This window comes from Poritiphilus flavus, from assembly GCF_009901585.1.
GTDB lineage: Bacteria > Bacteroidota > Bacteroidia > Flavobacteriales > Flavobacteriaceae > Poritiphilus > Poritiphilus flavus.
In genome coordinates this window covers 298,781-311,923 of sequence record NZ_WXYO01000008.1, presented here as the reverse complement: position 1 = coordinate 311,923, position 13,143 = coordinate 298,781, and the positions used below count along the sequence as shown (strand labels likewise).

Here is a 13,143-nt window from a genome sequence, read left to right as displayed (position 1 = left end):
CATGAACTTGAGATACAAAACTCAGGAATGTGTTTTGAAGCCGAAATGATCTGAATCAGTTGACGGAATTTTAATAGAAGTGTAAGAAAATCAGATCTTGTTCTTCCATTTCCATGGCTACTACCTCCAATTTCACGTAATCGTCGATAGTTTTTTTATATTCTGATGTCTTCTATAGTCTTCATCAAAGCCTTCACGACTATTCTAGAGGTCGTTCATGGTCAGTCTCTGCCCTGATAAAATTTCATTTTACATGAGGATTACTCGTTTCATTAGTGACCCCGAACATTCAAGGTTCAAACTTTTTGGTTCAGGATTTAAAATCAATTGGAGAGCTTTCAAAAGATATCCCTGCTTTATTAATTACTTGTTAGTTTTATTTTTCTCCTATATCAATTTTTAAAATCCTTTTAGGGTATAGACCGAGTTGTTTATCATAGTATTCTTCAGATATAATAGGTGCATTTTTAATGACAATATTATTATCATAATTATTGGGACTCATAAATATTGAATCTTCAGATATTGTTTTGTAAGCTATTCCTAATGGATATTCTTTATCTTTTTTTCTCATTTCTTCTTCATCATCTCTATCAATTAATAACTGAATATTTTTAAAGAAAGGAGGTAACGATTTATGGTAACCAACAACATCTTCTCCTTTTTCCTTACATGAATTAAGTAAATTCTCAACATTTTTAGAATGCATCAAATATCGTATTGGAAAAGTGTTTTTACGGCAATGTATGCTTTCAAAATTCTTATTTCCTCTTACGTTAGAATCCAACAACTTCAAAATATTCTCAATAGGACTACATGTCCAACCAAATTGTTCTATCTGATACTCTTCTTTGTTTTGATGCCAGAAGGAGTGCAAATCGTCGTTATTTCTTACTCTTACGTAATTGTAAAAAGAATATAAAGGAATTGCATTATTTTTTTCGGCATACCTTTTTAAAATATCTACTTGTCTTTTTTGATTTGGTTTTTTGCCAGATTTATAGTTTAAAGACTTGTAATTAAGGGTCTTAGGGTCTATTTTTTTAGCTTGAACAGCATAACGCAGCCACCCCGTCTTTTCATTTCCTATCCACCATTCCCAATCAGTTCCTTTTTCCGGTTCTTTAATTTTTGGAGTTTGTACGACTATTATATTCTTATTTCCAGAACGTAGTATTTCCAATAAGATAATATCAGTTATGGTTTCTTCCCCCTGCCTAATACTCGCTCTACTTGTGTCCCTTAGTCGAAACCATACATCCTGCGATATTTGTTCAAATAATTTGTAAATCATAGATAATTGTTTCTTTCTTAATAATAGAATTAGATAAATGAAAATAAATAAACCAGACAAATTTGTCTGGCATTATGGACAATTTTGTCCAACTCGTGACCCTCACATGTTTGGCTTCCAGAGCAAAGCCCTGCTTAGCGAAGGCAGGATTATTCTTGATCCTATGAGCTCAATTACCAAATCGATAAGGAAGCGTTTGAATTGCAAGCTTTTTACAGGGAGAAGCACTAAATTATAATTGGGGAGGGGATGGCAATCCCCAACATCAAACTAATTAAATCCGGGCGTGATTTTCTGCTTGTGGTGACCTCTAAAGACTTGTCCGGCATAGCTAAATCCTGCTTAGCAAAGGCAGGATTACTCGTTTCACTCGTGATCCTCAAAGCTCCGCTTTGAAAATGCAAAGCCGCATGCCTTCACCATGGTCTTAATTGCTTTGATCTGCCCTGATAGAATTCCATTTTACATAAGGATTACTCGTTTCACTCGTGATCCTCACTGCACTCCCCTTCGCAAATGCAAAGCTGCATGCCTTCACCATGGTTTTATTGCTTTGATCTGTCCTGATAAAATTTCATTTCACATGAGGATTACTCGTTTCACTCGTGATCCTCAAAGCTCCGCTTTGAAAATGCAAAGCCGCATGCCTTCACCATGCTCTTAGTTGCCTTGATCTGCCCTGATAGAATTTCATTTTATGTGAGGATTACTCGTTTCACTCGTGATCCTCAAAGCTCCGCTTTGAAAATGCAAAGCCGCATGCCTTCACCATGCTCTTAGTTGCCTTGATCTGCCCTGATAGAATTTCATTTTATGTGAGGATTACTCGTTTCACTCGTGATCCTCAAAGCTCCGCTTTGAAAATAGACCAAACAAAAAAACGCTCAAGCAAGCTTGGCGTTTTTTCTTATTGATCTATTTATTCGTGACCGCGGGAGGATTCGAACCCCCAACCCTCAGAGCCGAAATCTGATATTCTATCCAGTTGAACTACGCGGCCCGATTTTAGCGAGCGCAATTTACGCAAAAAGAACTTTCCAGGGCGAATAAAATGCCCTCAATTCGTATTTCTTTTTTCCGTATCCTAAGCGTCTATGCCAATTTGCTACGAACGATGGCTGAGATTGTTTTCCCGTCTGCCTGTCCGGCCAATTCCTTGGTAACAATCCCCATTACTTTTCCCATGTCCTGCATGCCACTTGCCCCAATATCATCTATAGTCTGGACAACTACTTTCTCTATTTCCTCTTCGGTAAGCTGCTCGGGTAAGAATTTAGCAATTACTTCTGCCTGTGCCAGTTCCGGGGCCGCGAGGTCTTCCCTGCCCTGCTCTTTGAAAATAGCTGCACTATCCCTGCGTTGCTTCACCAGTTTCTGAACCAGTTTTACCTCATCCGCTTCAGATAGTCCATCACCGGCACCCTTTTCGGTTTGTGCAAGTAGCAGAGCAGATTTTATAGCCCGGAGTGATTCCAAAGCAACGGTATCCTTAGATTTCATCGCCGCTTTCATTTCTTCCATTACCTGTTGTTGTAAACCCATAACACCTTGATTTTAGCGAGGCGAAGATAAAAAAATAAACCTGAAAACTCAGTTAGGTTTCCAGGTTTAAACTCGGTTTGGGGGGACTATATCAAAAACTGGCTAATCCACATTTCCGTGCAAAAAGGAGTTGTTGGAACGCAATTGCATATCCCCGTTACTGTCTTCGCCAAGTGAGGTTTTAGAAACCTTTCCTTCGTTAGGGTTTTCATTGAGATCTACGCCCTGCCGTTTATACGCAGGCTCCTTTTCTATTTCGTCAATATTACTGACGCCATTCTGAAATTTGTAATTAAAGTCCTTAAGTTTTCGCCTTCTTTCATCAGCCCTTTCTTTCAAAAGCTCTTCGATGGAGCTGTTCATCGGATCAACCTCTTCATTTGCAGCCTTAGGTTCTGCATTGCCCTCCTCGCTCAAGGTTTTCTTCTCAAAGACCAACTCATCTTCCACGATCTTTGGTTCGTAGCCTTCTGCCTTGGATTTGGCCCCGGTAAGCTTGCTTTCCAGTTCCATATAGTCGTCCAGACTGTAGCGAGTCTCCCCTTCCTTCTTGTATTCCAATACAGGTACTACCTCAATATGGTCTTTCACATCCAGGTCCATCACTTCCTCGTCAAGATTGAAGGTTATCACATTTTCCTTTTCTTCTTCCAGTTCTTGCTCCCTGGATGATAGGGGCATATCAAAACTAAAAGCCATCTGATCCTTCTCTTCCTGCATAGAAGTGACCACGATCGGGTCTACCACCTCTATATCGTTCAGAGTGTCTTTAGAATCTATGATGATGAACTCATCCTCAGCAACCTCTTCGGCCACCACTTCTTCGTAAAACACATTGAAATTCCGGATGAAATTCGTAGTCGGGATAAGTTCTACCTCTTCTTCCTTTTCCAGGTCGTGCTTAACAACCGGCTCAAAAACTTCCTCTTCTTCAGTTACTAAATGATGTACAATAGGCTTTTCCGTAAGGTCTTGAACCGCTTTCTGCTCGTCTTCCAGCGTATGGATGATCTTCTTGGTCTCCGTATTTACAATATCGTCCTGCTGATCCACATTAAAACCCGTTGCTATAACTGTCACGGCTATAGCCTCACCAAGGTTTTCATCTTCTCCTACTCCCATAATGATATTGGCCCCATGTCCGGCTTCTACCTGGATATGATCATTGATCTCACCAATCTCATCTATGGTGATCTCCTGAGATCCTGAAACGATCAGTAACAATACGTTCTTGGCCCCGGTGATCTTATTATCATTCAGCAAGGGAGAATCCAGGGCTTTCATTATGGCTTCCTGCGCCCTGGAAGAGCCGGCGGCAATGGAAGAGCCCATAATAGCAGTTCCACTGTTGGACAGTACGGTCTTCGCATCCCTAAGGTCAATATTCTGAGTATAGTGGTGGGTTATCACCTCGGCGATTCCCCTGGCTGCCGTGGCCAGTACCTCATCCGCTTTGGAGAAACCGGCTTTGAAACCTAAGTTGCCGTACACCTCCCGCAGTTTGTTGTTGTTGATAACGATAAGGGAGTCTACATTTGCCCTCAATTTTTCTATTCCTATCTGCGCCTGCTTACAGCGGTTCTTACCTTCAAACTGGAAAGGCATGGTAACGATCCCTACGGTAAGCACGTCCATTTCCTTGGCCTGCTTAGCGATTATGGGAGCAGCTCCTGTGCCGGTTCCGCCTCCCATTCCGGCGGTGATGAAGATCATTTTGGTAGAGGTGTCCAGCATACGCTTGATCTCTTCCATACTCTCCAGGGCAGCCTGCTCTCCAACTTCAGGATTGGCCCCTGCTCCAAGACCTTCGGTAAGGGAAACGCCTAACTGGATTTTAATAGGGACCGGACTGTTCTGCAGCGCCTGCGCGTCCGTATTGCATATCACGAAATCCACTCCGTTTATTCCCGCCTGGAACATGTGGTTGATGGCATTACTTCCGCCACCGCCTACGCCGATCACTTTAATTACATTGCTTTGATTCTTAGGTAAATCAAAGGCTATACTGTCAAATTCGGAGTTCTTGCTCATGTCTATTTTGTTACTGATTATTGTTGAACTTATAAGTTAATGGGGTTATTCTGCGTTATCTAAAAAGTCTTTCAACTTCTCGGACCATTTATCAAAGACAGATTTGCGCTCTTTTTTCTGTGGATTGGAGTTCTCTAAAGGACCTTCAAGGACCAACTCCTTCTCCGCCAGTTCTTCTTCCTCTAATTGCTTTTGTTTGTGTTTATTTTCTATGGCATTCATCAGCAGCCCAACGGCCGTTGCATACATAGGGCTTGCGATCTCTACATCCGAGTCACCGGCAAGGTGCTCGTTGGGGTAGCCGATCCTGGTATCCATTCCGGTGATGTATTCCACCAATTGTTTCAGGTGTTTCAACTGGCTTCCTCCTCCCGTTAGTACGATCCCGGCGATAAGCTTCTTTTTCTGTTCTTCATGACCGTAGTTCTTGATCTCCACATATACTTGTTCCACGATCTCCACAACCCGGGCGTGTATAATTTTCGACAGGTTTTTCAGGGTGATTTCCTTAGGCTCCCTTCCACGAAGTCCGGGAATAGATACGATCTCATTATCCTTGTTCTCTCCTGGCCATGCAGATCCGAATTTCATTTTGAGGAGTTCAGCCTGTTTTTCTATGATGGAACAGCCTTCCTTGATATCCTCAGTGATGACATTTCCCCCGAAAGGGATTACCGCGGTATGCCTGATGATCCCGTCCTTAAAAATGGCCAGGTCCGTGGTACCTCCTCCTATATCTATCAGCGCTACACCGGCTTCCTTTTCTTCCTGGCTGAGCACCGCATCTGATGAAGCAAGGGGTTCCAGGGTGATATTGCCCAGATCCAGGCCGGCACTCTTGATGCAACGCCCTATATTTTTGATAGAGGATACCTGACCCACTACCACATGGAAGTTGGCTTCAAGTCTACCTCCGTACATCCCTATAGGTTGTTTGATCTCCGCTTGCCCGTCTACTTTGTATTCCTGTGGCAATACATGTATGATCTCCTCTCCCGGAAGCATCACCAGTTTGTACACCTGGTTGCACAATTTATCCAGGTCGTCTTCATTGATCACTTCTTCCGAGTTGGCCCTGGTGATATAGTCGCTGTGCTGCAGGCTGCGGATATGCTGCCCGGCGATACCAACCACTACAGAACTTATTTTTAGACCGGAATTCCCTTCGGCCATCTCAACGGCCTGCTGAATGGATTTTATGGTTTGGGTGATATTATTGACCACACCCCGGTGAACGCCTAAACTCTTAGACCTACCAATACCCAAAACCTCAATTTTGCCGTATTCGTTCTCCTTACCGATTATGGCTACGATTTTCGTTGTGCCTATATCTAATCCTACAGAATATTTGCCTTGTTCCATATGCGATCTAAATTTTGGTACAGACGACCTGATTATTAAATTCCAAGCTTACTATTTGATAATCCTCCAATGTTTTGTCCTTTGTGGCCTTGGCGTAAAAGGCTTTAAAATTGTTGAACTTCTTGTCCAAATCCTCTACATCTCCCAGGTTGACCACGAAATTTTCCAATCGGAATTTCAATTGATATTTCTCATCGTCCTCAATATGGATCCCGATCACGTTTTTCCGTAAAAAATCATCCTCATTGATGTGCTTTAAAATCACATACACATCCTCAAGGCTTTTTCCGGTGATTTTTCCGGTAATTATTGGGACCCTGGCGGAATGATTTTCGGATAGAGGCATGCGTTTGCCTTCCTCATCAAGGTAAAATTTTGAATTCCCCTCTATTCTTCCGATTGGTTGCCGCTGAACAATTTTAGATGTAAGTTCTCCATTTATAGTAAGATAAACTTGGGCACTTTTCACCATTTCATTGGTCTCAATGACCTTTTCTATAGTATTCAAAACTAATTTTTCTTTGGGCACATTTCGGAGGCCTCCGTAATTTTGTATTAACAATTTATTAACCATTACCTCAGTCAGATAAAGGTTCTCCGCCCCAACGAACCTTACAGTGATACCGTGTACGGCTCGTTCCGCATTTCGCTTGTTAGAAAAAGCATAAAGACCTGTAATACAGATTATTAAAACAAATAGTTTTATGATATTCCAATTAAATCGCATCTTCAAGTTCACTTTGTATTCGAGTTATTTCCAGTCCGATATCGCCTGCTCCCATGGTTACTAATACCTCGGGATTTTCCTGCTTTATTTCCTGGATCATATTTGTTTTTTTGATCAATTTTTTTCTGGGATTCTGTATTTTTTCAAGTAACCAGTCCGAACTTATCCCTGGCAAGGGTTCTTCTCTTGCCGGATAGATATCCAACAGCAAAACCACATCAAAACGCTGCAGGCTTCTCGCAAAATCATCAGCAAAATCCTTGGTGCGTGAAAAGAGATGAGGTTGGAAGACGGCGACCACCTTTTTTCCAGGGTGCATTTCCGCAATGGCGTCGTAAACCGCATCAATTTCCGTGGGGTGATGGGCATAATCATCAATAAAAACCAGTTCTTCTTCTTTGATCTTGTAAGAGAAACGCCGCTGTACGCCCTTGAAATTTTCTAAGGCCTGAGCAAGGCGGTACGGTGGGGCACCGGTCTGTACCGCCATTGCAAAAGCCACAAGGCCATTCAGCAGGTTATGCCGTCCTGGCTTGTTAAATTTCACCCCTTTAAGCAATGTTTCGGGGGTTCCCAGATCGAATATGTAGGTGCCATGTTCTATTCTTAAATTCCGAATGCAGTAGTCGGAATCATCCTCAATACCATAGGTTATACCCTTGAAAGGCAGGCCATTGCGGATAAAAAGTTTTCCTTCCGGTTTTAATTTCCCAATAAAATCCCTGAAGGACTGCATCAGGCTTTGGTGATCTCCATATATGTCCAAATGATCAGCATCTACTGAGGTAATACAGGCTATATCCGGTGACAAACGCAGAAAAGAGCGATCAAACTCATCCGCTTCTACCACGGTGTATTGATCACCTTCAAAAAGGAAGTTGCTGTTAAAGTCTTCAGAGATACCCCCCAGAAAGGCCGTTAAGGGTGTATTCGTTTCCCTGAGCAGGTGTGCCAGTATACTGGAAGTGGTAGTCTTACCATGGGTTCCGGCAACAGCAAAACAAAAGGTATCCTTTGTAATGATCCCCAGTACTTCCGAACGTTTTTTGATATCAAATCCTTTATCCCGGAAATACACCAACTCTGAATGTGAGTCAGGTACCGCAGGGGTATAGACCACCAGGGTATGTGCCGTATCCCTGAACTCAACAGGGATCTCCTCAATATCCTCATTGTAATGGATGGACATGCCAAGATCTGAGAGTTCCCTGGTCAAAGGGGTCTCGGTTTTGTCATAACCGCATACCTCTTTCCCCAGCAGTACAAAGTATCGTGCCAGGGCAGACATACCTATCCCACCTATACCGATGAAATAAACCCTATGTATATCTGCAATACGCATTACTTGCTGCTTAGTATTTTTTCAATTTCATCCGCAATCCTGCGGGTAGCTTCAGGTCTTGCCAACAGTTTGATGTTAGCACTCAACTTCGTCATCTCCTCTGGTGACCCCAGCAAGGCTGAAAAGCGTTCTTCAAATTCGGCCTGAAGTTCCTTTTCACTGATCATTAAAGCTGCATCCTTATCTACCAAGGCCTGGGCATTTTTGGTCTGATGATCTTCAGCCACGTTGGGAGAAGGAATAAACAGTACCGGTTTGCCCACAATACAGAGTTCCGATACGGATCCTGCCCCCGCCCTGGAGATAATTATATCTGCTGCTGCATAGGTCAGGTCCATTCGATTCAGAAAATCAAACACCTTTACCGAAGCGCTGTCGTATTTTTTGTATTCCTCGTAATACAATTTCCCGCATTGCCATATGAGTTGTACTCCCTCCTTTTCAAAATAGGACAGCTTTTCTTCTATGAGCATGTTGATCTTCCGGGCGCCAAGACTACCTCCAATGATCAGCACAATGGTTTTATTAGGATCTAGTCCAAAAAAGTCCGCTGCGGTCTCTTTGCCGCTTTCAGAACTCACCAACTTAGCGCGAACCGGATTCCCGGTCTTTGAGATCTTTTCCGCAGGGAAGAATTGCTCCATCCCGTCATAGGCAACAAAAATCTTAGAGGCCTTTTTAGCGAGTAGTTTGTTGGTGATCCCGGCAAAAGAATTCTGTTCCTGCAACACATATGGGATCTTTCGGCTACCGGCAACCCGCAAAACCGGGCCACTTGCATAACCTCCGGTTCCGATGACGATGTCCGGTTTAAACCTCGATACAATTTTTCTCGCTTTCATTAAGCTGCTTATTACTTTTAAAGGAAACATCAGGTTCTTTAAGGTCAGTTTCCTCTGCAATCCGCTAATCCATAATCCTTCAATACGGTAACCCGCCTGGGGTACCTTTTCCATTTCCATCCTGTCTTTAGCCCCGACGAACAGGAATTCCGCTTCCTTATGCCTTGCCTTCAGTTCGTTGGCAATAGCGATGGCGGGATAAATATGTCCGCCTGTTCCTCCTCCGGACAGTATAAACCTATAGTTGGCCACTCAAGACTTCTAAAGGGTTAGACTCGTCCATTTCTTCCCTGGCTTTTTCGGGAAGTCCGTTATTTCTACTGGCACTCAACACAATTCCTATGGCCAGGCATGTCATCCATATCGAAGTCCCCCCGCTGCTGATCAGTGGCAAGGTCTGCCCTGTTACTGGGAAGAGCTCTACGGCCACTGCCATATTGATCAATGCCTGAAACACAATAGGAAGCCCCACACCCACTACCAGGAGTTTTCCAAAAATGGTCTGGTTGCTGTTCGCCACTACCACTATCCTAAACAGTAGTAGCAGATAAAAGAACAACAGGGCAAAACCTCCTATCAGACCGTATTCTTCAATAATGATCGCATATATAAAGTCCGACGAACTCTGCGGCAGGAAATTCTTCATAACGCTCTTGCCGGCTCCGTTACCCACCAATCCGCCGCTTGCTATAGCGATCTTTGCTTTTTCTATCTGATAATCTGCCTCCGTATCCGCAGGATCCCAAAAGCTCTCCACCCTGCTTATCCAGGTATCCACCCGGTTTGGAAAAAGATCCGGAGCGGCTTTGGCTGTAAGCACAAAAAGCGTTAAAGCAAGTATACCTGCAGCCACCATGCTAAAAAGGTATTTAAGGGGATATCCTCCCAGGAAACACAATACCAATACCATAAAAAAGAGAATGGCAGCGGTAGAGAAATTCGCGGGTAGAATAAGCGCGATTACCAGGGCAACGGGTACCCATAGCGGTAATATACTTTCCTTAAAACTGATTTGCCGGTCCTTGATCTTGGTCAGGTATCTGGCCACGTAGATCATGAGCACCACGGCAGCGAGGTTGGAGGTTTGAAAAGTAAATCCAACCAGGGGTAGCCTTATCCATCTACTGGCATTCGCTCCGTCTATCGTGGTACCCTGGGCCAGGGTATATATCAACAAAACCAGAACTACCGGCATAGCGATAATGGACAGGCCTTTGAAAAAATGAGTTGGGATGCGGTGAATTCCGTAAATGATCCCAAAACCGAGGAACAATAACAAGCCGTGTTTTACCAGATGCCCCATAGTGGTCCCTGTACCCACCACATAGACCAGATTGCTGCTGGCGCTGTATACGGGCAAAAAGGAGAATAGCGCTAAAAGCGCCACGACTCCCCAAATGGCTTTGTCGCCTTTTATATTTCTTAAAAAGGCTGTTATCCTCATAGATTCTTTATTGCTTCCTTAAATTGGTTCCCACGATCCTCATAATTGTTAAACAGATCAAAGCTTGCACATGCGGGGGACAGTAAAACAGTGTCACCTCTTTCAGCTATCTTGTAGGCTACCTTAACTGCCTCACTCATGGCATAAGTCTCCACCAAAAGCTCTACCACATTGCCAAAGGCTTCTTTTATCTTGCTATTGTCCAGACCCAGGCAAACTATGGCTTTGACCTTTTCTCTTACCAGGGGCATTAATTCTTTATAGTCATTGCCCTTATCCACGCCTCCCACGATCCATACGGTAGGTGTGCTCATGCTGTCAAGAGCATAATAGGTAGCATTGACGTTCGTTGCCTTAGAATCATTGATGTATTGTACGTGATGAATTTTCAGAACCTTTTCCAGCCTGTGTGGGGCCCCTTGAAAATTGGCAACACTGGCCCTGATGGTTTCCTTTCGGATACCCAGTAAGGTAGCTGCTGTAGCCGCTGCCATGGTGTTCTTCAAATTGTGTTTGCCCTGTAAGGCCAATGATTCCGTTTTCATCGTCGTTGTCTTATTAGCTGTTTTGATGCTGATCTCGTCATTTTCAACATCTGCTCCTTCTTCAATCTCTTTCTCAAGTGAGAAGGGCAGTAATCCTGGATTGACTGGGTGTTTCTTTAACCATGCTGTGATCACCGGGTCATCCGCGTCGTAAATCAGATAGTCTTCTGAGGTCTGATTTTCCGCGATGCGGAATTTTGCGGCTACGTAATTCTCAAAGACGTAAGCGTATCGGTCCAGGTGATCCGGTGTAATATTGGTGATCATCGCAATGTGTGGCCTGAAACCGTCAATACCGTCGAGCTGAAAACTACTGATCTCCAAAACGTAGAAATCATAGGAGTTTTCGGCTACCATCCTGGCAAAACTGTCCCCGATATTGCCGGCCATCCCCACATGCAATCCTCCTTCGCTAAGGATGTGATAGGTTAGCATGGTGGTAGTGGTTTTGCCGTTGCTGCCTGTTATGCCAACTATGGTCGCATCCGTATACCTGGAAGCAAACTCTATTTCGGAAATCACCGGTGTTCCAAGCTCATTTAGCTGCTTCACCAGGGGAACGGTATCCGGTATGCCCGGACTTTTCATGACCAGGTCCGCATTGAGGATCTCAGCCTCGCTATGGCCTTGTTCTTCCCAATCAATCTCAAAATGTTCAAGAACGTCCTTATACTTTTTTTTTATTTCGCCATTGTCGGAAACAAAGACCTCAAAGCCTTCTTTTTTTCCAAGTATGGCCGTCCCTACTCCACTTTCGCCCCCTCCCAGAATGACCAACCTTTCCATCTACCTTACCTTCAGGGTCACTATGGTAACTATAGCCAGTAAAATGCCTATGATCCAGAACCTTGTGACTATTTTACTCTCGTGATATCCTTTTTTCTGGTAATGATGATGCAGGGGAGACATGAGGAAAACCCTTCTGCCTTCGCCGTATTTTTTCCGGGTAAACCGGAAGTAGCTTACCTGAATCATCACGGAAAGCGATTCCGCAAAAAATATCCCGCACAAAAGCGGTATTAATAATTCCTTTCGTACGATCAGCGCGATAACCGCAATTACACCTCCTATCGTCAGACTACCGGTATCTCCCATAAAAACCTGGGCGGGAAAAGCGTTATACCACAAAAAACCAACCAGAGACCCCACAAAAGCAGCGATAAAAACCACGAGTTCACCTGCCCTTGGGATAAAGAAAATGTCCAGATAGTCGGAGAAAATGATGTTACCCGAAACCCAGGCGAAGATCCCCAGGGTGAGTACGATTATAGCTGAAGTGCCCGCAGCCAGGCCGTCTATCCCATCCGTGAGATTAGCGCCGTTGGACACGGCCGTAACAATGAAGATCACAATAGGAATAAATAACAACCAGGCATACTTTTCCGCTCCTTCTCCCATCCAGGAGATCAGCGAAGAATAATCCAGTTCATTGTTTTTAAAGAAGGGCACATTGGTTTTGGTGGATTTGATCTCCAGTCCCTCAACCTCTTCTACCGTGTACTGTTCAGTTATAATGGTTTTGTTCTTCTCCTTCATGGTGACCTCCGGATGAAAGTACAGCGTAGCACCCACCATGAGGCCAAGCACAACCTGCCCCAAAACTTTGAATCTGCCCTTAAGTCCTTTTTTGTTCTTCCTGAAAATCTTAATGTAATCGTCAATAAAACCGATGATCCCCATCCAAATGGTAGTGACGATCAGTAGGAGCACATATATATTGTCCAGTCGGGCAAAGAGCAATACCGGTATCAGCGTAGAGAGGATGATAATGATCCCTCCCATAGTTGGTGTTCCTGATTTTTGTTGCTGCCCTTCCAGGCCCAGGTCACGGACCGTTTCCCCAATTTGCCTGCTCCTGAGAAAAAGAATTACCCGTTTTCCGTATACCGTAGCCAAAATGAGGGATAGCAGAACCGCCATGGCCGCCCGGAAAGTGAGGAACTGGAACAGGGTAGCTCCGGGAAACTGGTATTGTTTTTCCAAATATTCAAAGAGATAGGTCAGCATATTTTAT

At 43.9% G+C, this 13,143-nt stretch carries 10 protein-coding genes and 1 tRNA gene; all 11 read right to left on the bottom strand.

Features of this window, described 5'->3' with window-relative positions:
• Positions 1-376: 376 nt before the first annotated feature.
• The gene (locus GTQ38_RS21055) at positions 377-1,294 is read right to left on the bottom strand and encodes a DUF6615 family protein (RefSeq protein WP_238858030.1); all 918 of its coding nucleotides are present in this window, start codon (positions 1,292-1,294) and stop codon (positions 377-379) included.
• 926 nt (positions 1,295-2,220) lie between these two features.
• A tRNA-Arg gene (locus GTQ38_RS18575) sits at positions 2,221-2,294 on the bottom strand.
• A gap of 92 nt (positions 2,295-2,386) precedes the next feature.
• Positions 2,387-2,836: a GatB/YqeY domain-containing protein gene (locus GTQ38_RS18570; RefSeq protein WP_161437059.1), complete on the bottom strand. Its 450-nt coding sequence runs from the start codon at positions 2,834-2,836 to the stop codon at positions 2,387-2,389.
• Between the two features lie 102 nt (positions 2,837-2,938).
• Positions 2,939-4,867, bottom strand: coding sequence for a cell division protein FtsZ (gene ftsZ / locus GTQ38_RS18565; RefSeq protein WP_161437058.1), 1,929 nt, complete (start codon positions 4,865-4,867; stop codon positions 2,939-2,941).
• A gap of 45 nt (positions 4,868-4,912) precedes the next feature.
• Positions 4,913-6,229: a cell division protein FtsA gene (ftsA, locus tag GTQ38_RS18560; RefSeq protein WP_161437057.1), complete on the bottom strand. Its 1,317-nt coding sequence runs from the start codon at positions 6,227-6,229 to the stop codon at positions 4,913-4,915.
• A gap of 7 nt (positions 6,230-6,236) precedes the next feature.
• Positions 6,237-6,956, bottom strand: coding sequence for a cell division protein FtsQ/DivIB (locus GTQ38_RS18555; RefSeq protein WP_161437056.1), 720 nt, complete (start codon positions 6,954-6,956; stop codon positions 6,237-6,239).
• Positions 6,946-8,298 carry a UDP-N-acetylmuramate--L-alanine ligase gene (gene murC, locus GTQ38_RS18550; RefSeq protein ID WP_161437055.1) on the bottom strand — a complete coding sequence of 451 codons (1,353 nt, stop codon included), beginning with the start codon at positions 8,296-8,298 and terminating at the stop codon, positions 6,946-6,948. The genes GTQ38_RS18555 and murC overlap by 11 nt, the downstream gene beginning before the upstream one ends.
• Complete coding sequence (gene murG / locus GTQ38_RS18545; RefSeq protein WP_161437054.1) at positions 8,298-9,392, bottom strand: undecaprenyldiphospho-muramoylpentapeptide beta-N-acetylglucosaminyltransferase; 1,095 nt, start codon at positions 9,390-9,392, stop codon at positions 8,298-8,300. The genes murC and murG overlap by 1 nt, the downstream gene beginning before the upstream one ends.
• On the bottom strand, positions 9,379-10,584 hold the full coding sequence (locus GTQ38_RS18540) for an FtsW/RodA/SpoVE family cell cycle protein (protein WP_238858029.1): 1,206 nt from the start codon (positions 10,582-10,584) through the stop codon (positions 9,379-9,381). Before GTQ38_RS18540 ends, murG begins: the two co-directional genes overlap by 14 nt.
• Positions 10,581-11,915 carry a UDP-N-acetylmuramoyl-L-alanine--D-glutamate ligase gene (gene murD / locus GTQ38_RS18535; protein ID WP_161437053.1) on the bottom strand — a complete coding sequence of 445 codons (1,335 nt, stop codon included), beginning with the start codon at positions 11,913-11,915 and terminating at the stop codon, positions 10,581-10,583. Before murD ends, GTQ38_RS18540 begins: the two co-directional genes overlap by 4 nt.
• Entirely contained in the window at positions 11,916-13,136 is a 1,221-nt protein-coding gene (gene mraY / locus GTQ38_RS18530) for a phospho-N-acetylmuramoyl-pentapeptide-transferase (RefSeq protein WP_161437052.1), read from the bottom strand.
• Positions 13,137-13,143: the final 7 nt, after the last annotated feature.